Here is a 21,455-nt window from a genome sequence, read left to right on the forward strand (position 1 = left end):
CTGGCCTTCTTAGCGCTTTAATGTGTTAAAGGCCGTCCGGTATAATTCGGACGGCCTTTTAGTCATTCATTTTTTTGATTCAATAATAATATCTGTTGAAGTTTTGCTTTCTTCGTAGATAATTTCGGCCACTTCGCGCGGTGAACGGAGTCTGCTTGGGTCTGAGACATGTTGTGAATCAGTCCAGAAAGGAGTATTCATTCCTCCCATATAGGCATTGATGATGTCAATTCCGCTCTCTTCAAATTCTTTTTGCAGGCTTTCAGCAAATCCTCTCAATGCAAACTTACTGGCTGCATAGTAGGATTCGTTTTTCTTGCCTCTAAGACCAGCTGTGGAAATTATGTTTATGATAGTGCCTGAGTCCTTTGAAACCATAGAAGGCAGAAGTGCTTTCGTCAGATACACGGTACCGAGAAAATTAACGGACAGCATTTTATCGATCTCATCAAACCCCGCCTGTAAGAAAGGCCCGAAAAGCCCTACACCCGCATTGTTGATGAGAAGCTCTACATCATGCTTCTCAGTTATTTGACGGCTTACTTCTTCAACCTGTTCCGTGGATGCAATGTCGATGACCATGAAAGAAGCGGTCCCTCCGTCTGTAACTATTTCTTCTTTGACCATTTGAAGCTTATCCTCTGTTCTGCCGAGAAGCAGAATATGATAACCCTCATTGCTGTATACCTTTGCAAGCTCCCGGCCAAGTCCTGAACCACCACCGGATATTACGGCTGTTTTCATATGTAATCCTCCTAACGTGTCAGTTGTAATATGTAATTTTTCCTTCTATGCTTGTTTTAAACCAAACTTTATTTATCATATCATTTTCCCTATAATATAGGGGAATGGAGTGAAAACAGTGGAAAAAGAAACAAGATACAGTGAAATGAACGAGCATGAATTAAGACAGGAAATTGCACAGCTGAGAGAAAAGGCAAGAAAGGCTGAACAGCTGGGCATCCTAAATGAATTTGCCGTATTGGAAAGAAAATCCTTGATGGCCCAAGCTTACCTGATGGACCCAAAAGAGTTCAAACCTGGTGAAATCTACGGAATTGAAGGGGATCCTGGAGTATATTTTAAAATTGATTACATGAATGGTGTATTCGCCTGGGGATACCGTCTTGGGGGTTCAGGCAAAGAAGAAGCCCTCCCGATATCACTGCTCAATAAAAAGAAATAATGAAAAATGGAAACAAGGAACATTAGGCGTCCCTGTTTCCATTTCCTATATTACGATCTTTTTCGGGTCTGTCTTTCCAAAATGATCAAGTCCTGAGTCTGAACAGTATGTCCATTAGCCTGTGAGTGCGCGTGTTTGGCATTATAAAAAGCCTGATTGAAAGGACTCACATAGTTTTTATCAAAACGATTTGAGTTGTTCTTTTTTCCCATACCCAAAACAACCGCCTCCTTTAGAATGGCTCACTCGAAAACTTATATCGAATCATTTTCACGCTGGTTGGATGCAGCCATGCGTTCCTGGGGATGAGTGTTGATAGTACCGTCAGCCCGTTTGGAAGCATATTCCGGCTTCGCCCGCGGTTCACCCTCGAATTTGTTGTTATTCTGGTTAGGGAAGCCTCTTTCTTTATTGCGCATCGAATTCCTCCCAAGAATACGTGATGGTCACCTCACAGCCAGCAAACCCGCCAAAGGAATCTGCCGGCTGCGTACAATTAGTATGAGACTTAACAGCGGGAATTATCATTAAAAAATATTGGGAATGAGGAGAGCTGTTGGTTGCATTAAGCAATATGGGTTCCCAGGTAATTGTTTGAAGGCGTCTAGAGACCCGTGAATACGAAAAATGCAGGATGAGAGGCGCCAAGGAGGCTTAAGAGACCCGTGGATACGGAAAAAGCAGGATGAGAGGCGCCAAGGAGGGTTTTAGAGACCCGAGGATACGGGAAATGCAGGATGCGAGGTGTCAAGGAGGCTTTTAGAGACCCGAGAAAACGGAAAATGCAGGATGAGAGGTGTCAAGGAGGCTTTTAGAGACCCAACAATCAGGAATATCCACGCTGAAGGGTCTTAAGGAACTTTTGAACGCCATGTTTACTCAAGAAATAAGAGAAAATAATCGTCTAGGTGCCCAAACTTCTCAGAAATCCAGGAAAAAGGTCACCAAGGAAGCTTCCAGTAACCCAAACCATCTGGTCACCAAGCGAGCTTTCATCCCTCTGAATACAAGAAAAACCTAAAGAACGGAGGAAATCATATATGGATACATTTCATGAAGAATTAACAAGAGCTCTACTGGAAAAAAACCAAGAATTATCTACAGCAAGAGCCAGGACCTGGGTAGAGCTATTATGGGAAGATTTTGAGACAACCTATGCCAAAGCAAGGGGAGAATATCTAGGAAAAGAAATGACGAGCAGGCTGGTGAAACAGTGGATAGACAGCTATGGCAGCCGGCTTCATGAGTTTGCTGCCCGAAATTCCAAGTACAGACATATGCTGGCGGATGAAAACGATTTGAACCATTAGAAAGGTGCCCTTCAGGCGCCTTTCTTACCAAAAAAAGAGCGGTCCTCCAAGAAAACCAGCTCTGTCATGAAACCTCCACAAGCTCTGTAAAGATCACAAGTCTTTCCACATAGTTATGGATATCTCTGTCAAAGTATCCCGTGCACGTGATAAGGTTCAGCATTCTTTTTTCTCCGGGGCCGAAGACTTTTCTAAGCGGCGCATCATCCTTCTGATAGGCCTCTTTTTCCCTTACCATAAAAGTGAGAGTCTTTCCTGTTTCATCCTGCAAAATAATCTTATCGCCTGGTACCAGTTCTTTTAACCGGAAGAATACCGCCGGTTGTTTTTCATCGTCTACATGGCCGGCAAGAACAGCATTTCCTTTTTGGCCGGGTTGAATTCCAGGTTCGAACCAAGCCACGTCTACTCCGTTTTCAGGAACCTCCATGCTGCCTTCTGAATCCAGACCAAATTCCTTAATGGGAGCATCAATTTCAAGCTTCGGAATCGATAGGGAAGCAGGTTTGATTCCAGTTGTTTCTAAAGTGGATTCTGTACTGACAGAGGCAGGCTTCTCATTTGAAACAAGAGTGGTTGGAGCCTTTTGGTTCTCTCGGTAGGAGGCAGTCTCGGTTGGATTAACAGGTTGTGGCTCTTCGGCAGAACATCCCGCCAGAAGAGCCATCAACATCAGTATGAATTTCTTCATTATTTTTGCAGGTTTTTACGGGTGATCAGAACAAGTGCTGCTCCACCCAGAACTGCCGCAAGGGTAATTGGAAGTACAGAAGACTGCTGCTGGGCCGCTCCACCCATACCAGTTTCAGGCATGCTTCCTGGCATCAAAGTATAATCCTTTAATACCAAAACTTCTAATTGATCGACAGTATTCACAGCAAACACACTGTATACCGTATTTTCATCAAGTGTTGTTCCAGAAAGATCAAGGACCTGATCTCCTTCTGGAGTGCGAATTTCCAGGTCATAAGTGCCAGCATCGAGTTCTGTATAATCAGTGATTGCTTTGAATTCTGCACCGCTGAATAATGAATCGCCTTCAATTAGTCCTACATCAACTGCGGGAGCATCAGGTGAAAGGTGTCCGACCCTTACCTTCGTCATACCTTCAGTCACTTCCATAGAATCTTGTGCAACAACTAATTCCAGATTTTCAAGCATGTTCGCCGCGGCTGCGGTATAAGCCATTCCAGCTTCCACGGATAAAGTGGTTGAGATAACTGGTTCAGAACTTCCCATTGTTCCTGCTGCATAAATCTCGACCTCATGATCTCCGGCAGGAAGTGAAAGATAGTCAGTCGCCGCTTTAAATTCTGCCCCTTCTACAACTGCCTCTCCGTTTACATAAACATCTACAGCAGGAGCATCAGGAGAAGCATGGACGATACGTACCATTGCATCATTTTCTGAAGCGAATGCGCCTTGAGCCAAAGTCACCATCATAACTGCCGCCACAAGCACCGAAAAAAGTTTTTTCATTTCTTCCTCTCCTTCATGTGAAATTAGATTTGCACAAGATATGTATATATCTTGTAACTATAATGTACAATGAATAAATTGAATAATTCAACTTCTAAGCTTTTTAAAAACACATTCAAAAAAAGTGCCAGCCTGAAGGCTGACACTTTTATCAATTAAAACAAGATTCCTACCTGTCAATCCGGTATGATCTCCAGCTTCTTCCGCAGTTTTTCCTCGCTGTAAATCCAGCCGGTGTAGGAACTTTCGACTTCTAAATCCTCGTTCAGCTTCACTACTGCAACAAAGGGGTAATGCCCATTGCTGCGATACCTCAGGTCAATAAACCTTACCTCAAAGCCATCGTCTTCAAAATCCTCGATTTCCCATCGGTATATGGGTGAGAAGGACAAGAACGCAGACAGGTTTTTGTCTTTTTTGGCAGCGTTGATTACCGGATTATCCGGTACTGGAATTCTTTTGAATTTTTCAAAAAAAGTGATGGAACTGCCATATGCCCGAGCCACATAAAAGAATTCTTTAGAGACAATTGCCAGTCTCCACTGATAAAAATGAAGTGTGGAAGAAACGATGATCTTTTCAGCATCCGGGATTTTTTCTTAACAGCTGATTTAACCGCGTGCTGGACGAAAAACCTCAAAATATAATACAGGATGATGATCATGTACATATAGAGGAAAGTCGGTCCAGGATCAAAGCCGAACCCCCAGAGAACCAAGCCGACTACATGTATTCCGAAAATGATCGGGTCAAAGGTGTTGATGACTCCTAAAGCGACCCATTTCGACGAAAAAGGCCTTATGGCTTGAGTACCGTAAGCGTTGAAAATGTCGACAAATACATGAAGGAAAACGGCAAGAAATGTCCAAATCCATAGATGAAGCAGGTTAGCCTCTGGATAAAAGGGATAAAGGACGGCCAATATGAGCAGCGGCCATATCAGTACCGCGGGAATAGAATGGGTAATCCCTCGGTGGTTACGGATATAGACTGCATTATTCCTTAGTTTCAAAACAGTATCGATATCAGGGATTTGAGAACCGATGATGGCACCAATCAATACACTTTGAGAGGTCACGGCACTTTCAGCTACCACAGGGTCCAGAGTTGCCAGGCCGCCGATTGCAAATCCCATCACTACATGTGTACCTGTATCCAAGGTTCATCCTCCTTTACTAGGGGTTTCGGGTGAGTTTTTTATCAATGATTCCAAACAAATGCTCTTGTTTTCATTCCCCAAAATGATATGGTATAAAAGGAGATTAATTCAATGAATCATTCACTTCAAATGTATATTCAATACGAGATCAAAGAGTCGTACATTGAGCAATACCAACAAATAATGAAAGACATCTTTTCAACACTGTCATTGTACGAGGCGGGCGACATTCAATTGATGTCGTCGCCAGGAAGCCCATCCTGTTTCACAGAGGTGATCACCCTGCCGACAGAATCTCATTACCATGCATTGAAGAGACTCAGGACATCGGACGAGCATCCTCTCTTCGGAATGCTTGATGGCTGCATCTCTGGGGGGCTCAAGCAAATGGTATGCTTCGGCCTGAAAAAGAGTTCATGAAACGGGCCAACGCCAGTCAATTAAGGAATATTTACTGTGAATACAATAATTCAAAGAGATAGTAAAAGTTGCTTTAGTATTATATATTCCCTCAATAAGTGAAGGTTTAACATCTTGGAGGTACAAAAGTGGAGAAGAATCGTTTAACAAGTATAGAAGAAATTGACATAGAAGCCTTTAAGGAAGATCTGCTGAACTGGTTCACGGCTGAGCAAAGGCAGCTTCCCTGGAGAGAAGACAGTGATCCATATAAGGTTTGGGTGTCTGAAATCATGCTGCAGCAAACGAGAGTAGATACCGTGATTCCTTATTTTCTTAATTTTATCAATAAATTCCCTACAATTGAAGCGCTGGCATCTGCAGATGAAGAAGACGTGCTGAAAGCCTGGGAAGGGCTTGGTTATTATTCCCGCGCAAGAAATCTTCAATCGGCTGTAAAAGAAGTTAGGGATTCGTATGGCGGCATAGTGCCATCAGAACCAAAGGAAATTTCAAAGCTTAAGGGAGTAGGCCCATATACGGCCGGTGCCATCTTGAGTATCGCTTATGGGAAGCCTGAACCCGCAGTCGATGGAAACGTCATGAGGGTTTTATCCAGGATACTGACCATCTGGGAGGATATCGCCAAGCCGTCTTCCAGGAAAGTTTTTGAAGAGGCAGTGCGAAAACTTATCTCTCACGAAAATCCGTCTTACTTTAATCAGGCGCTAATGGAACTCGGAGCTCTCGTCTGTACACCGACATCCCCTAAATGCCTGCTGTGCCCTGTCAGGGAACATTGCAGCGCATTCCATGAAGGCGTTCAGGACACCCTTCCGGTCAAAACAAAAAGAAAAGTGTCAAGAAGCTTCAAATGGCTGCCGTTGTCCTGAAAAATGAAGATGGAAAATATCTGATCAATAAACGCTCAGAAAAAGGGCTCCTGGCTAACCTATGGGAGTTCCCAAACTGTGAAGTGGATTCTTTTGGATCACAGAGGAAACAGCTCGAGGATTTTCTGCAAGAGGAATTTAATGTTGAAGCGGACATAGAAAACGGCCTTCTCACAAAAATTCAACACATCTTTTCCCACTTGGTATGGGATGTGGATGTATATGCAGGCATCACAAAGAGCATCGGAGAAATTCCAGATGGATTGAGAGTGGTTGATGAAGAGGAATTGAACAAGTTTGCCTTTCCTGTTTCACACCAGAAAATTTGGAAGAGCTATAAGAAAATAAACTGCCTTGAAAAGTGAATTCAAAGCAGTTTGAATAGGTATTGCCGTTCCAAGCGACGCCTCTGGGCATGGACGCATCTGACCGTTTGGCATTGATAACCTGGTGCCCTCATGAAAGAGATTTTTCAATCATAAGTAACTTTTGTACCATGTGCTGCGTCGGCTTCATTTCGCTTAAGGCCGCCGCGGCTTTCTATTTCTTCTACAATTTCCCTGTGAATGGTTTGTCCTTCTGAGTTCAAATAGGGAACCATTTGTTGAAGGGAATGGTGAAAAAAGGCAAGCTCACTTTTATCCCACTCGGTCTTTGGGATCATGGAGAGCTCAGTCATATCTCTGCCAACATACATAATGATCTTCCTCCTTAGTGTCAGTCACCATAGTTTCTCTGTAAACGTTGTCGATTATGCCGGTTAAGGATAAAATGAATCTTATCAAGAAAGGGGTAATAAAAAAATGAATAATAAAGTGGCGTTAGTAACAGGAAGCAGCAGGGGAGTCGGCAAAGCGCTGGCTCTGAAATTGGCTGAAGCGGGCTACGACATTGTCGTCAACTATGCACGCAGCAAAAAAGCAGCATTGGAAACAGCAGAAGAAATTGAGAAGCTTGGCAGAAAGGCACTGGTTGTAAGAGCTAATGTAGGTGATGTAGCCAAAATCAAAACAATGTTCCAGACCATAAAAGAAGAATTCGGCAGGCTGGATGTTTTTATCAATAATGCAGCATCAGGTGTCCTCAGACCGGCAATGGAACTTGAAGAGTCTCATTGGGACTGGACAATGAACATCAACAGTAAAGCACTTCTATTCTGTGCACAGGAAGCGGCCAAATTAATGGACAAGGAAACAGGCGGGAAAATCGTAAGCATCAGTTCATTGGGGTCAATCCGATATCTGGATAACTATACAACAGTGGGCGTGTCCAAAGCGGCGGTTGAGGCATTAACACGTTACCTGGCTGTGGAACTTTCCAAGGAAAATATAGTGGTCAATGCAGTGTCAGGCGGTGCAGTAGACACGGACGCCCTTACACATTTTCCTAACCGTGAAGAACTATTGGAAGATGCACGGACGAAGACCCCGGCGGGCCGCATGGTCGAAATAGAAGACTTGGTAAATACTGCTATGTTCCTCGTGTCAGATGATGCCTCTATGATCCGCGGGCAGACAATAATTGTAGATGGTGGCAGATCTCTTTTAGTATAAGGTTTTTGGCTGTGAGCTAAAAAAATGCATTTTTTTACTTGTTTTTTGGGAATAGTAATTCTCCACCTTGGTTACATTAACAAGCGTGGAGGTGATTACAATGGCAAAACGCAACCAAACTCAATCAGGTACAAATGCACAAGAAGTGAGACAACAAAACGCTCAATCTGCTCAAGGTCAAGCTGGTCAAGCTGGTCAATACGGCACTGAGTTTGCTTCTGAGACAAGCGCTCAAGAAGTAAGACAACAAAATGCTCAATCTCAAGCTAAAAAAGGTCAAAACCAACGCTAATTTTGACTTTGCTTAAAAAAGGCACCCTCTTGGGTGTCTTTTTTGTTTGGTTTTGTTTATTTGTTGACGAAGATAATTTTTTTCTAGTCAGGCGTGTAGGCTGGCGAATGTAGATGTTGCAGCTAAAGCGGGCGTTGTGGAGACATGAGTTATGGGGAAAGAGTGAAGATATGTATCCAAAGTGGGTGCGTGGATACATGAGTGAAGGAAAAAGAGAGGAAATATGTATCCAAAGCGTGTGCGTAGATACATGAGTGAAGAAAAAAGAGTGAAGATATGTATCCAGAGGGGTCGAGTGGATACATGAGTGAAGGAAAAAGAGCGAAGATATGTATCCAAAGCGGGTGCGTGGATACATGAGTGAAGGAAAAAGAGTGAAGATATGTATCCAGAGAGGTCGAGTGGATACATGAGTAAGGGAAAAACAGAGGAGATATGTATCCAGAGGGGTCAAGTGGTGACATGAGTGAAGGAAAAGAGCGAAGATGTGTATCCAAAGCGGGTGCGTGGATACATGAGTGAAGGAAAAAGAGTGAAGATATGTATCCAGAGGGGTCGAGTGGAGACATGAGTGAGGGAAAAAGAGTGAAGATATGTATCCAGAGAGGTCGAGTGGATACATGAGTGAGAGGAGAAGAGTGAAGATATGTATCCAAAGTGGGTGCGTGGATACATGAGTGAAGGAAAAAGAGCGAAGATATGTATCCAGAGCAGCCGAGTGGATACATGAGTGAAGGGAGAAGAGAGGAGATATGTATCCAAAGCAGTCGAGTGGAAACATGAGTGAAGGAAAAAGAGTAAAGATATGTATCTAGAGCAGCCGAGTGGATACATGAGTGGGGGAAAAGAGAGGAAATATGTATCCAAAGCGGCCGAGTGGATACATGAGTGAGGGAAAAAGAGAGGAGATATGTATCCAGAGCGCTCGAGTGGATACATGAGACGTGGGAAAAGAAAAAGAATATGTTGCCAATTGATTTTTTTAATGTATAAAAGATGATCCGCCGCAAATAAGCCAAGCAAATAAGAAGCGACAAAGAAACCCTCTAAGCGACAGAACTAGTCAAAGGGTTTTACATATAAGCAGGGAATACTAATTATGAAAGATTACTGTGAGGGCGGGTGCATGATGTGTCGCAATTTAACAAACTTATTACCGACCAGTTGAAGACGATGGATAAACTTCTTTTTCTCCAATCCGAGATAGAACGATGCCAGGAAATCGAAAAAGAACTAGCGGAACTGCAGCAGCAATCGAAATTAGAATCCATCCATAAGGAAATTACGGAAATGAAAGAAGAACTGAAGGGGATTCAGAAAGAATTTCAGGATCAAACCAATGAAGTGATTCAAATGTATTCCGAAGAAAAGGTCATGGTTTAAAATAAGGAGTAAAGTAAGCCCCTGCCATGCAGGGGCTTTTTTCTATTATCAGGAGGTGTAATTCCAAACTAGTTCAAAAAACTTTTTTTCTGTTACTAACAAAGCCTATCGATGTCGTCAGAAGCCCGCGCAGACGGCATGGAATCACAACCTTGGAGAATTGATGTCGTCAGAAGCCCGCCCAGACAGCATGGAATCAGAAAAAACAGCATTCAAGGCATCCGAAAACCCCTTCAGACAAAACACAAACCAAGAATTCATCCAATACAATTTCCTCATCCCGCGTTAACTAAAATTAGAAGAAGTTCCCCCTCTAAATGAACACTCCTGCCAAAAACATGCCTCTTTTGTTTTAAAATTATTCTCTAAACGTTATAATAATAAAATAGACCTAACAGATAAGCGGAATATTCTGCAGGAAGGCAGGGGAGACTGATGGCGGTTCCCAGCGAAGGGCAACCAATACAAATACATAGTTACAAGCATGATGGCAAGATTCATCGTGTGTGGAATGAACTGACAGTTTTAAAGGGAACGAGAAATCTTGTGATCGGGGGAAACGACCGGACGATGGTGACTGAATCGGACGGAAGGACATGGATTACTCGTGAACCAGCCATCTGTTATTTTCATGCTGAGCTTTGGTTTAACATCATTTGCATGATAAGGGAAGATGGGATTTATTATTACTGCAATCTGAGTTCACCTTTTGTTTATGATCATGAGGCATTGAAATATATAGACTATGATCTTGATATCAAGGTTTTCCCGGATATGACCTATACTCTGCTTGATGAGGATGAGTATGAACAGCACAGGAAACAGATGGGCTATCCAGATGTCATTGACCATATTTTAAAAAGAAATGTGGACAAACTTGTTCGCTGGATCAGGCAGCGGAAGGGTCCTTTTGCTCCGGATTTCATCGATGTCTGGTATGAAAGATTTCTTTATCACAGGAAATAAGAAAGATAATATGGCCGGTTACATGACTGCATAATGCAGAAAACCTGTTGGGCTTGATTCAACAGGTTTTTTTATTGTTTACAAAGGGGAAAATACGGAGAGGAGGATGAATGAATGGATAGTATTAAACGATTTATGCATTTTGTTAAACCTTATAAACTTCAGATTATCGGAACACTTTTAATTGGAATTATAAAATTTGCGATACCTTTGCTTATACCGGTCTTAATACAGTATGTCATAGATGATATAGTCGGAAGCGATTCTATGTCCGCTGGAGAAAAGACGGATAAGCTGTTAATGATAATGGGAGTTATGGTAGTCATATTTGTCATTGTTCGTCCGCCTGTTGAATATTACAGACAATATTTTGCACAGTGGACGGGAAGCAAGATTTTATATGATTTACGTGATAAGCTGTTCAGCCATACACAAAAGCTGAGCTTTAAATACTACTCCAATACAAGAGCGGGAGAAATCATTTCCAGAGTCATTAATGACGTGGAACAGACGAAGAACTTTGTTATCACAGGCTTGATGAATTTATGGCTGGATGTAGCCACGATCATCATTGCTCTGGCAATTATGTTTACATATGATGTAGGACTGACGCTTGTGTCACTGATCGCCTTTCCATTTTACGCTATTTCTGTAAAGTACTTCTTCGGCAACCTGAGAAAACTTACCAGGGACCGGTCACAAGCTCTTGCAGAAGTGCAAAGCTACCTTCATGAGAGGGTGCAGGGAATGTCGGTGATCAAAAGCTTTGCTCTTGAAGATCATGAACAAAACCAATTCAGGGGCCACAACAGCCACTTCCTGGATAAAGCTTTGAAGCAGACGAGCTGGAACGCCAAGGCCTTTGCAGTCGTCAATACGATTACAGACATCGCCCCGTTGATTGTCATAGGCTATGCAGGTCTGCAAGTAATCAATGACAACCTGACTATAGGTGTCATGGCAGCGTTTATTGCTTATGTCGACAGACTCTATAATCCGCTCAGAAGGCTTGTGAACTCTTCCACTACACTGACTCAGTCTATTGCCTCAATGGACAGGGTCTTCGAATTCATGGATGAAAAATATGACATCCAGGATGAACCGGGTGCGGTGGAATGTAAAAATGTCAAAGGGGAAATTGTTTTTGACAAAGTTCACTTTCAATATAACGAGAAGGATGAAGAGGTCCTTCGTGATATTGATCTGACCATACCGGCCGGGGAAACGGTGGCGCTCGTCGGAATGAGCGGCGGGGGGAAATCTTCCCTTGTCAGCCTGATTCCGCGTTTCTATGATGTGACCCGCGGGCAGATCCTGCTAGATGGGAAGAATTTAAAAGACTATCAGGTAAAGAGCCTGCGTGATAATATCGGCATGGTTCTTCAGGATAATATTTTATTCAGTGAATCGGTTAAGGAAAATATCCTGTTTGGAAATCCCGATGCTTCGGATGAAGAGGTAATTGAAGCAGCAAAAGCGGCGAATGCCCATGACTTCATTTTGAGTCTTCCCGAAGGCTACGATACAAAGGTCGGAGAACGCGGCGTGAAGCTTTCCGGAGGGCAGAAGCAGCGTGTTGCGATTGCGCGGGTATTTCTAAAAAATCCACCGATTCTTATTCTTGATGAAGCAACTTCGGCTCTCGATTTGGAAAGTGAACATCTTATCCAGGAGGCAATGGAGAAGCTGGCGAAAGACAGGACCACCTTCATTGTCGCCCATAGACTTTCAACTATCACCCATGCCGACAGAATCATTCACCTTGAATATGGCGAGATAGCAGAGATGGGTACACATACTGAATTGATGAAACGCCAAGGTCATTACCACAAACTGTTTCAGGTTCAGCAGCTCGATCAATAAGCCTTCATTAACGAGGATAAAAGTCTTCATGTTTGAACATTTTGCAACTGAAGTAAGTTTCTCAATACATGGGGGTTGAAAGGAATTCAGGAAGCTTAAAATATTTAATTCAAAAGAACTAAATTCAATCTCTTATTTAATAAGAGAAAATTAGTGCGGGATTCTAAAAATATGCATTTTGAGAAAGCTGGATCTTAAAAGATCCGGCTTTTTTGTCGTATAAAGAGGCATAACATGGAGAATTTCAGCTATTCATGTTTTATAAGCAAGAATGGTGTCGAATAGACAAATATTATAAAGTGGTTCACTGTATTACAGGGGAGTTAGGATTTAGGGAAAAATACCCATTAATATGATATCAGCTTTGATGAATAAATATTTACTATTGATTCTTTTTTTGGCTATGTATAATAAGTTACAAGCATATGTCAGAAATATTCTAAAATTCTAAATTGTTTTATTGGACAGGGGGTTATAGAGATGAGATCCGATACTCCTATTTTGAAAGTGGAAGAACTTCAGACAACATTTTTTACAGATGATGGTGAGATTCCAGCTGTGGATAATGTGGATTTTCACGTAAATGAAGGAGAAATCTTAGGAATAGTAGGAGAATCCGGATGCGGGAAAAGTGTTACTTCTCTATCGGTTATGGGGCTGGTGCCAAGCCCGCCGGGAAAAGTCACAGGAGGAAAAATCCTGTTTAAAGGAGAAGATCTGGTCAAAGCTTCGGAAAAAAGAATGAGGGAAATCCGCGGAAATGATATCGCAATGATCTTTCAGGAACCGATGACTTCTCTCAATCCGGTCTTTACCATCGGCAACCAGCTGACGGAAGCGATCCGGATACATAAGAAGAACAGCAAGGCGGAGGCAAGGAAGGATGCAGCGAGGATTATGACACTGGTCGGCCTGCCGCGGGCGGAAGAGTTATTGAATGAGTATCCCCATCAGCTGTCAGGAGGGATGAGGCAGAGAGTCATGATAGCCATGGCAATGGCCTGTGATCCACAGGTACTGATAGCCGATGAGCCGACAACAGCACTGGATGTAACTATTCAGGCTCAAATACTTAAACTGATGAAACAGCTGAATAAAGAAATGAATACAGCGGTCATACTGATCACCCATGACCTTGGAGTCGTGGCGGAAACCTGTGAACGGCTGATAGTCATGTACTCGGGGAAAGTGGTCGAAGAAGGCACTGTCGAAGAGATTTTTAAAGACCCAAAACATCCCTATACAAAAGGGCTGATTCAATCGGTGCCGGATATGAGGTTTAAGAAGCAAAAGCTTTATTCCATACCGGGAAGTGTCCCTAAGCCCGGGTCCATTAAACACGGCTGCAGGTTCGCTGCACGGTGCGAGTATGCATTCGACCGCTGTTTAAGTGAATCGCCGGAATTATATGAGACGGCACCAGGCCATACGAGCCGCTGCTTTTTATATGACAGCAAGGAGGAGATCGCTCATGACAGAACCGCTGTTAAAGGTTGAGGGACTAAAGAAACACTTCCCCATCACAGGCGGCATCCTTGGAAGGCCTGTCAATCATGTTAAAGCGGTTGACGGCGTCTCGTTTTATGTCAAAAAAGGAGAAACGCTTGGAATCGTAGGGGAAAGCGGCTGCGGAAAATCGACTACCGGAAGAATGCTGATGAGGCTGATTGATCCTTCAGAAGGGACAGTGACTTTTGAAGATAAGGAACTTACGAGTCTATCAAAAGCAGAAATGAGAAAGACCCGCAGGGATATCCAAATGGTTTTCCAGGATCCATACGCATCACTGAATCCGAGGCATACGGTGGAAAAGATCCTAGAGGAACCTTTGATCGTCCATGGAATCGGTTCGGCGAAAGAGAGAAAGAAGAAAGTTTACGAGCTGCTTGAAATTGTAGGATTAAGCAGTTATCACGCCAAAAGGTACCCTCATCAGTTCAGCGGTGGACAAAGGCAGAGGATCGGCATTGCCAGGGCCTTGATGACACAGCCTAAACTCATCATAGCGGATGAACCGGTTTCGGCCCTTGATGTTTCGATTCAGGCCCAAGTCCTTAATCTGATGAAGGAGCTTCAAGCGGAATTTGATCTGACCTACATATTTATCGCACATGATTTAGGGGTGGTCAGACATATAAGTGATAGAGTCGGAGTTATGTATTTAGGCAGGATGGCAGAGTTGAGTGCAAGCGAGGATCTCTATGAGAAGCCGCTTCATCCTTATACCCAGGCGCTGCTCTCTGCTGTGCCGATTCCCGACCCAGGGTTTGAAAGGGACACGATCCTGCTTCAAGGGGATATACCGAGTCCTTCCAATCCTCCGGCAGGGTGTGCTTTCCATACAAGATGTCCGCATGCAATGGATGTTTGTAAAAGCAAGACGCCGGAATTCAGAGAACATTTACCGGGGCATTATGTTGCCTGCCATCTCTATGAAGATAGCAAGTGACGTAAGCATATATAAAAAATAATGGAGGGGATTTATTTGAAGAGAAGGAGCTGGGCAGTACTATTAGTGCTACTTATGGCAGTTTCCACTGCACTGTATGGCTGCGGGGGTGACGAGGGGTCAGAAGGTGACGACTCTGCTTCAAACACATTAATTTTTGGACGCGGCGGTGACTCAGTCGGATTGGATCCAATCACGGTTACTGACGGGGAATCTTTTAAAGTTACTAAGAACATTTTTGAAACACTTGTTGAATTTGGAGAACAGGATACAGAGATCCAAGCAGGTCTTGCGAAAGAATGGGACGTGGCTGAAGATGGCCTGACTTACACATTCACGCTTCAGGAAGGGGTCAAATTCCAGGACGGAACAGACTTCAATGCAGAAGCGGTTGTCTTCAACTTCGAACGCTGGATGAATGGAACAGCTGATGAATTTCCTTATTACGGATCCATGTTTGGCGGATTCAAAGGAGATGAAGGGCACGTAATCCAAGAAGTGAAGGCAGTCGATGAGGGTACAGTTGAATTCACACTGAAACGTCCTCAAGCACCTTTCTTGAAAAACCTGGCGATGAGCATGTTCTCCATCGCGAGCCCGACAGCTGTTGAAGAACTTGGTGATAATTTTGCCAAGCAGCCTACAGATGCTGGTACCGGACCATTTAAATTTGTTGAGTGGAAAGAGAATGACAGAATCGTTCTTGAGAAAAATGAAGATTACTGGCAGGAAGATTTGCCAAAGCTTGATCAAATTATCTTTAAGTCAATTCCTGAGAACTCTGCTCGTTTGAACGCATTGATGTCTGGAGAAATTGACTTGGCAGACGGAATTAATCCTAGTGATGCTGAAAAAATCACATCAGATGAAAACCTGCAATTGTATGAGCGCCCATCCTTGAATGTGGGATACCTCGGCTTAACCAACACAAGAGAACCATTTAATGACCCTAAAGTACGTCAGGCCCTGAATCATGCGGTGAACAAGCAAGCCATCATCGATGCGTTCTTCGAAGGTAAAGCAGACCCTGCTAAAAATCCGATGCCGCCGGTTATCAATGGTTACAACGAAGATATTGAGGGGTATGAATTCGATCTTGATAAAGCGAAGGAATTACTTGCAGAAGCAGGATACCCTGATGGTTTTGAAATGGAGCTTTGGGCTATGCCTGTTCCTCGTCCATACATGCCGGACGGCCAAAAAGTTGCCGAAGCAATCCAGGCAGACTTTGCCAAGATTGGTGTAAAAGCAGAAATCGTCTCTTTTGAGTGGGCAACATACCTTGATAAAGCAAGCAAAGGTGAAGCAGATGCCTTCCTTCTTGGCTGGACTGGGGATAACGGAGATGCTGATAATTTCCTTTATACTCTCCTTGATAAAGACAATATCGGAAGCAACAACTACGCATATTACAGCAATGATGAGCTTCATGATTTATTGATTGAAGCACAGACAGAAGTGGATGAAGATAAACGTGCAGAGCTGTATAAGCAGGCACAGGAAATCATCCATGAAGATGCTCCTTGGATTCCGCTTGCACACTCTACACCGCTGCTTGCAGGAAGTGCGAAAGTGAAAAACTTCCTTCCTCATCCAACAGGGTCTGACTTGTTGTCAGGTGTAAGCATCGAATAGAACAGAACAAAAGGGGGGATTTCTTTAGATTTCTCCCTTTTGTACATAATGAATGGTTTTTTGAGAATTGTACAGGCTTATTGACTGCCTGCCGGGGGTGAAAGTTCACCTGAGGCGGGCAGGACAGTGAGCTGTCAAACAAGCATGGGGCAGGAATTGATGCCTGACTAAAAGAGGTGACATGATGTTTCAATATACAATCCGGAGACTGCTTCAGCTCATTCCTGTACTGCTCGGAATGACATTTATCGTATTCATGATCATAAGGGCCATCCCCGGTGATCCTGCACAAACAATCCTCGGCCAGCAGGCAACTAAGGAAGCCGTTGCCGCATTAAGGGGCCAGCTTGGATTGGACAATCCTTGGTACATTCAATACTTTCAATATTTAGCAGGACTTTTCCAAGGAGACCTTGGAGAATCCATCAGAACAAAATCAGCGGTTTCCAGTGAAATCTGGCCATATCTCGCAGCAACCTTTGAATTGGCAATAGTAGCGATAATCATTGCTGTGGTAATAGGTGTGAACGCAGGAATCATCAGTGCCTGGTTCCAGAACTCCTGGTTTGATTATACGGCTATGATCCTTGCTTTAGTTGGAGTTTCCATACCGATTTTCTGGCTGGGGCTTATGGGTCAATGGATATTCGGCCTTCAGCTTGACATGCTGCCGACAACCGGACGGGAGAATATTCGAAACCCGGTCGATGCTATAACCAATTTGTATCTCCTTGATACTTTAATACAAGGCGACTTTCAAAAATTCGGAGAGGTCATCCGGCATTTGATTCTGCCAGGCTTGGCGCTTGCCACTATTCCAATGGCAATCATCGCAAGGATGACACGATCCAGTATGCTTGAAGTCATGAAATCCGATTACATCAGAACAGCAAGAGCAAAAGGATTAAAGATGTTCCTGGTGGTATATAAGCATTCTCTGAAAAATGCTGTCATTCCCGTACTGACTGTTATCGGATTACAGATGGGCCTCCTCTTGGGCGGTGCCATCCTGACAGAAACGATTTTCGGCTGGCCGGGAATCGGGCGATATATTTATGACGCCATAGGCTATCGTGATTATCCGGTTATCCAATCAGGAATCCTGGTTGTGGCGGCTATATTTGTAACAATCAATCTCATTGTCGATCTTCTGTACGCAGCAGTCGATCCACGAATCAAATACAATTAAAGAGAGGTGTCCGATATGGCAGAACTGGCACCAAACACAGGTGAAATAAAACATACAGAAGCAGAAGAGACAATCTCTCCATGGAAAGAAGCCTGGAAAAGCTTCCGGAAGAATAAAACAGCCCTTGTCGGGTCCTTGATAGTCTTATTCTTCGTTATTCTGGCAGTGACAGGTCCTTTTATCGCACCGCAGGGAATCAATGAGCAGGATATGGCCAAAAGGCTGCAGGCTCCTTCTGCAGAACATTGGCTTGGGACGGATGATTTTGGCCGTGATATCCTCTCCAGGATCATCCATGGTGCAAGAATTTCACTGACCGTAGGTTTTTTTGCTGTAGTTGGGTCAGCTGTGGCGGGAAGCATATTGGGTATTGTAGCTGGTTACTATGGAAGATGGGTGGATACCATCATATCGAGGATATTTGATATCCTGCTTGCCTTTCCGAGTATCCTGCTCGCAATTGCTGTCGTAGCGGCGTTAGGACCATCACTAAGGAATGCGCTCATTGCCATTGCGATCATCAACATTCCGAATTTCGGCAGGTTGATCCGGTCTCGGGTGCTGAGTGTAAAACAGGAGGAATACGTAATGGCTGCCAAAGCTATTGGGATGAGTGATAAAAGAATCCTTTTCAGTCATGTCCTTCCCAACAGTATGGCGCCGATTATCGTTCAAGGAACATTGGCGATCGCCACCGCCATCCTGGAAGCCGCAGCTCTTGGATTCTTGGGCCTGGGCGCACAGCCGCCGGATCCCGAGTGGGGGAAAATGCTGTCAGATGCAAGAAGATACATGCTTGACGCTCCTTGGACTATGATCTTCCCAGGGCTCGCCATCATGTTGACAGTACTAGGGTTCAACTTAATGGGAGACGGCCTAAGGGACGCGCTGGATCCTAAGATGAAGAACTAAAATTATTGGAGCAGCTGCATTGCATTACTGAGACGAAGTCCGCAAAAGCAGGAGAGATCAAATCTAATAGGTTTGGTCTCTTTAATTATTTTCTTGAAATCCCTTGCTATGCCGGATGGTCCAGCCAGCATTAGCGAGGTATAGAAAATCACCCTTCATGCGGGGGGGGGGCTAACACTTTTTACCATTCAAGCAGGCGCTTTACCTGTGAAGGACATGAATAATCTAAAATAAGCGGAATTATTCCGGCTAAGCTGCGAAATTGCCTTCGATATGGGGTATATAAGCGGAATTTCTCCGCTTAATATAGCTGTTTCTGATGCTTTTTTTAAAATAAGCGGAATTTCTTCTCTTATTTTTTTCATGGGGGATAAATGGCTGTTGAAATTAATCAGTGGGACTTTTAGGCCAAGACCTGTAAGAAAGGATTCAAGTTGCAGAGCAAACGACCAGTTCACACTGGTGCTTTATTTTTATTTTGAGGTTTATACTTCGGTGAATGTTCGTGCTGGATTTACTGGGTGCTTAAATTGTAGGGAATCACGTTGCTTAGGTGACCTCTTTAAAAGAAACTCATCATTTTGTCATCAAACATCTTACTCAACGATCAAAACCATCATAAGCCAGTTATTCAATTAAAAGAACGCATATCTCAGAATGAAAAGGGTGAGTTTATCAAGCAGGATAATCCGCCTTTTTTGTTGAAGTTTACACTATAAGTCCAAAAAAGAGGTGATAGGATGTCAGTAAAAGGACTAAATCATTTATTGTTTTCAGTGTCTAATTTAGAACGTTCTATCAATTTTTATAATAATGTTTTTGAGGCAAAGTTGTTGGTGAAGGGGAGAAGCACGGCATACTTTGATTTAAATGGGATCTGGCTTGCCCTGAATGAAGAAAGCGGCATTCCGCGGAAAGAAATCAGCCAATCATATACTCACATAGCCTTTTCAATCGAAGAATCAGAATTTGAAAGCATGTACTCCAAACTAGAAGAATTGAATGTAAACATCCTGTCAGGACGCCCGAGAGACGAAAGAGATAAAAAGTCTATTTATTTTACCGATCCGGATGGGCATAAGTTTGAATTTCATACAGGCACTTTACAAGACAGGCTGGATTTTTATAAAGAGGATAAGACCCATATGGAGTTTTATGATTAGTTGGATATATCACTAATTTTTGGAGAGGTGAATATTGAAGAAATTATTGATAATGGTGTTATTGATTGTCTTCTTGTTTTTTGGCTTTATTACCTTAAGGTTTGGGAGTGCTTTGACCCAAGAAGGCAATCCTGTTCCTTACTTAGCTGCAATTGGCCAATATGAGTTATCCAATAATGGGTATGAAGAAGTTTTAAGAACCCCAAATAGAATAAGATACATTTCTGAATTTGAGGATAAATATCCTTTGGGAATGGCGATAGAATACATGGAAACTTTGGGCTGGGAATATAAAGAGCAGATCGGCTCAGGCCTTACATTTGAAAAAGGTGGAGAAACCATCACAATTGAAACCAGACAATTCTCAAAGCATTATTTTATATGGGATATTCCGAAAGAGTTATTAAACTAACTGAGGCGGAACTTTTTCATCAAACTAAGGAGTGTGTTATTTGGAAAATTTAAAAGATATAGCAGACCGTTTAGATGATGAGTTTCAAATTAGAAGCTTTGGTAAGGATCCAGCTTTTAGCAGGTTCATCCCTCAGGTTTATCAGGGCAGGGTGAAGTGGAAAGAGAAGTTCGAACCCGAGTTCATCGGGGTGAGGATAGCGGAAGACAAAGGAGTGGATACATACATTTCGGGAGAAATTCACTGCCATATTGACAATGATTACGGAAGAAAAAGATTTGAGGAAGTAAAAAAGTACGCAAATCAAACAGAAATGTGCTTGATCGGTGTTTCTCATTCTGCTTCTGAGTATTTAGTAAAGAAAACGTTGATGAATTCTTGGTTCCAGAAGAACTTCGGATTTGATAATATTTATCTTTTACCGCAAAAAAGATGGTGGCTGTAATATAAAAAAGGCTTTTTTCGCATATTTTGTTGCTTTCGGCAAAATCCCAATAGGCGGATTTTTCTCCGGATAGTTTTATCTCTAATGGAGGAAGAGCAGCTCTTCTCTTTTTGTGTTACCTATTTTACCGTCTAATATGGCTATTTTTCGGAATTAGTATTAAATAGCAATAAAGTTTACGAAAAGAGCCTTTCCAAAAGATTGTTGCTTCTGAATACTATTTTATCTCCTCCCGTTTTTACGTAGAAGGATTGGAGCGGAAGGCGTGCGACCTCCTGGAGCGACCGAGCCTAGGTCGTGACATATAACGGGTGGGATTCCCGTCGAGAAAGAACTAGCCATTCACTCGTAGCGAGTCTTGGAGGGCAAAGTGGTAACACATTGCCTTTAAGCGTAGACAGCGAGGTAGTGGGCCGTAAACTAACTGGTTGAAGGGATTGAGCTCCGAAAACGCGCATTATTTAGGAAGGCCGATATTTTCGGGAGTATAGAAGGCAACATTGTTATTCACGTTAGCGGCAAGAGAATAACAACTTCCTCGGAGTCGATGACCTCGGCACGCTATACATTGATATGTTACGGCAACTCGGGAGATCCTTTAGGTCTTTTGCCGAAGAACCGGCAAGAGTAATGACGAACAAGCGATAATAAAGTGAGGGTTGTCAAATGCCTAAAGGAAGTCGGATAGGGATATAGTACCTATGAAGTCGGTCAACGCTGATGGAGGGAAGGTTCCTACCTGTCATTGCCCTTGAACGGGAAACATT

The 21,455-nt window shown here is 43.2% G+C and carries 22 protein-coding genes and 3 pseudogenes; 17 read left to right on the top strand and 8 right to left on the bottom strand.

What is annotated here, in order from left to right:
* Window positions 1-66 precede the first annotated feature (66 nt).
* Entirely contained in the window at window positions 67-744 is a 678-nt protein-coding gene (locus tag B9Z54_RS17395) for an SDR family NAD(P)-dependent oxidoreductase (protein WP_113929675.1), read from the bottom strand.
* A 145-nt stretch (window positions 745-889) separates the two neighbouring features.
* Between B9Z54_RS17395 and B9Z54_RS17400 the strand changes: the two genes are divergently transcribed.
* Window positions 890-1,186: a YfhH family protein gene (locus B9Z54_RS17400; RefSeq protein WP_187444275.1), complete on the top strand. Its 297-nt coding sequence runs from the start codon at window positions 890-892 to the stop codon at window positions 1,184-1,186.
* 50 nt (window positions 1,187-1,236) lie between these two features.
* Here the strand turns inward: B9Z54_RS17400 and B9Z54_RS17405 are convergent, their stop codons facing one another.
* On the bottom strand, window positions 1,237-1,398 hold the full coding sequence (locus B9Z54_RS17405) for a YpzG family protein (RefSeq protein ID WP_113929703.1): 162 nt from the start codon (window positions 1,396-1,398) through the stop codon (window positions 1,237-1,239).
* A gap of 42 nt (window positions 1,399-1,440) precedes the next feature.
* Window positions 1,441-1,605, bottom strand: a complete 165-nt coding sequence (locus B9Z54_RS17410) for a small, acid-soluble spore protein K (RefSeq protein WP_113929677.1) — start codon at window positions 1,603-1,605, stop codon at window positions 1,441-1,443.
* Window positions 1,606-2,226: 621 nt separating this feature from the next.
* On the opposite strand from B9Z54_RS17410, the gene B9Z54_RS17420 reads away from it, so the two are divergent.
* Window positions 2,227-2,496 (top strand): YfhJ family protein, encoded by a 270-nt coding sequence (locus tag B9Z54_RS17420; RefSeq protein ID WP_113929679.1) that lies wholly within the window; start codon window positions 2,227-2,229, stop codon window positions 2,494-2,496.
* A gap of 64 nt (window positions 2,497-2,560) precedes the next feature.
* On the opposite strand, the gene B9Z54_RS17425 is transcribed toward B9Z54_RS17420, so the two are convergent.
* The 3 genes and pseudogenes from B9Z54_RS17425 to B9Z54_RS17435 form a co-directional block, all read right to left on the bottom strand.
* Entirely contained in the window at window positions 2,561-3,187 is a 627-nt protein-coding gene (locus B9Z54_RS17425) for a class F sortase (protein ID WP_113929680.1), read from the bottom strand.
* The gene (locus B9Z54_RS17430; RefSeq protein ID WP_113929681.1) at window positions 3,187-3,975 is read right to left on the bottom strand and encodes a DUF4397 domain-containing protein; all 789 of its coding nucleotides are present in this window, start codon (window positions 3,973-3,975) and stop codon (window positions 3,187-3,189) included. Before B9Z54_RS17430 ends, B9Z54_RS17425 begins: the two co-directional genes overlap by 1 nt.
* Window positions 3,976-4,151: 176 nt before the next feature.
* Window positions 4,152-5,134: pseudogene (locus B9Z54_RS17435) on the bottom strand (metal-dependent hydrolase).
* 111 nt (window positions 5,135-5,245) lie between these two features.
* On the opposite strand from B9Z54_RS17435, the gene B9Z54_RS17440 reads away from it, so the two are divergent.
* Both B9Z54_RS17440 and mutY read left to right on the top strand, forming a co-directional pair.
* Entirely contained in the window at window positions 5,246-5,554 is a 309-nt protein-coding gene (locus tag B9Z54_RS17440; RefSeq protein WP_113929682.1) for a hypothetical protein, read from the top strand.
* A gap of 128 nt (window positions 5,555-5,682) precedes the next feature.
* A pseudogene (gene mutY, locus B9Z54_RS17445) lies at window positions 5,683-6,791 on the top strand (A/G-specific adenine glycosylase).
* 107 nt (window positions 6,792-6,898) lie between these two features.
* Here mutY and B9Z54_RS17450 read toward each other — a convergent pair.
* Entirely contained in the window at window positions 6,899-7,123 is a 225-nt protein-coding gene (locus B9Z54_RS17450) for a hypothetical protein (protein ID WP_113929683.1), read from the bottom strand.
* A gap of 106 nt (window positions 7,124-7,229) precedes the next feature.
* Between B9Z54_RS17450 and fabL the strand changes: the two genes are divergently transcribed.
* The 10 genes from fabL to nikC all read left to right on the top strand — a co-directional run bounded on the left by fabL (window position 7,230) and on the right by nikC (window position 18,668).
* On the top strand, window positions 7,230-7,979 hold the full coding sequence (fabL, locus tag B9Z54_RS17455; RefSeq protein WP_113929684.1) for an enoyl-[acyl-carrier-protein] reductase FabL: 750 nt from the start codon (window positions 7,230-7,232) through the stop codon (window positions 7,977-7,979).
* 100 nt (window positions 7,980-8,079) lie between these two features.
* The gene (locus tag B9Z54_RS17460; protein ID WP_113929685.1) at window positions 8,080-8,271 is read left to right on the top strand and encodes a gamma-type small acid-soluble spore protein; all 192 of its coding nucleotides are present in this window, start codon (window positions 8,080-8,082) and stop codon (window positions 8,269-8,271) included.
* Window positions 8,272-9,402: 1,131 nt separating this feature from the next.
* Complete coding sequence (locus tag B9Z54_RS17465) at window positions 9,403-9,654, top strand: YgaB family protein (RefSeq protein WP_113929704.1); 252 nt, start codon at window positions 9,403-9,405, stop codon at window positions 9,652-9,654.
* A 435-nt stretch (window positions 9,655-10,089) separates the two neighbouring features.
* A complete protein-coding gene (ntdP, locus tag B9Z54_RS17470; protein WP_113929686.1) occupies window positions 10,090-10,620 on the top strand; it encodes a nucleoside tri-diphosphate phosphatase in 531 nt (176 codons plus the stop codon).
* 114 nt (window positions 10,621-10,734) lie between these two features.
* Window positions 10,735-12,483 (top strand): ABC transporter ATP-binding protein, encoded by a 1,749-nt coding sequence (locus B9Z54_RS17475; protein ID WP_113929687.1) that lies wholly within the window; start codon window positions 10,735-10,737, stop codon window positions 12,481-12,483.
* A gap of 480 nt (window positions 12,484-12,963) precedes the next feature.
* Entirely contained in the window at window positions 12,964-13,980 is a 1,017-nt protein-coding gene (locus B9Z54_RS17480) for an ABC transporter ATP-binding protein (RefSeq protein WP_113929688.1), read from the top strand.
* Entirely contained in the window at window positions 13,955-14,932 is a 978-nt protein-coding gene (locus tag B9Z54_RS17485; RefSeq protein ID WP_113929689.1) for an ABC transporter ATP-binding protein, read from the top strand. The genes B9Z54_RS17480 and B9Z54_RS17485 overlap by 26 nt, the downstream gene beginning before the upstream one ends.
* 75 nt (window positions 14,933-15,007) lie before the next feature.
* Window positions 15,008-16,567: an ABC transporter substrate-binding protein gene (locus tag B9Z54_RS17490; RefSeq protein ID WP_240189996.1), complete on the top strand. Its 1,560-nt coding sequence runs from the start codon at window positions 15,008-15,010 to the stop codon at window positions 16,565-16,567.
* 184 nt (window positions 16,568-16,751) lie between these two features.
* Window positions 16,752-17,756 carry an ABC transporter permease gene (locus tag B9Z54_RS17495; RefSeq protein WP_113929691.1) on the top strand — a complete coding sequence of 335 codons (1,005 nt, stop codon included), beginning with the start codon at window positions 16,752-16,754 and terminating at the stop codon, window positions 17,754-17,756.
* Window positions 17,757-17,771: 15 nt separating this feature from the next.
* Window positions 17,772-18,668: a nickel transporter permease gene (gene nikC, locus B9Z54_RS17500; protein WP_113929692.1), complete on the top strand. Its 897-nt coding sequence runs from the start codon at window positions 17,772-17,774 to the stop codon at window positions 18,666-18,668.
* A 188-nt stretch (window positions 18,669-18,856) separates the two neighbouring features.
* On the opposite strand, the gene B9Z54_RS17505 is transcribed toward nikC, so the two are convergent.
* Window positions 18,857-19,126, bottom strand: a complete 270-nt coding sequence (locus B9Z54_RS17505) for a hypothetical protein (protein ID WP_113929693.1) — start codon at window positions 19,124-19,126, stop codon at window positions 18,857-18,859.
* A 282-nt stretch (window positions 19,127-19,408) separates the two neighbouring features.
* Here B9Z54_RS17505 and fosM point away from each other — a divergent pair, with 282 nt between their 5' ends.
* The 3 genes and pseudogenes from fosM to B9Z54_RS25860 form a co-directional block, all read left to right on the top strand.
* A complete protein-coding gene (gene fosM / locus B9Z54_RS17510) occupies window positions 19,409-19,831 on the top strand; it encodes a FosM family fosfomycin resistance protein (protein WP_113929694.1) in 423 nt (140 codons plus the stop codon).
* A gap of 34 nt (window positions 19,832-19,865) precedes the next feature.
* Entirely contained in the window at window positions 19,866-20,243 is a 378-nt protein-coding gene (locus B9Z54_RS17515) for a hypothetical protein (RefSeq protein WP_113929695.1), read from the top strand.
* A gap of 199 nt (window positions 20,244-20,442) precedes the next feature.
* A pseudogene (locus B9Z54_RS25860) lies at window positions 20,443-20,688 on the top strand (Nif3-like dinuclear metal center hexameric protein); the annotation flags it as partial.
* Window positions 20,689-21,455 lie beyond the last annotated feature (767 nt).

This window comes from Bacillus sp. P14.5, assembly GCF_003316765.1.
In the GTDB taxonomy this organism is placed as follows: Bacteria; Bacillota; Bacilli; order Bacillales; family Bacillaceae_B; genus Rossellomorea.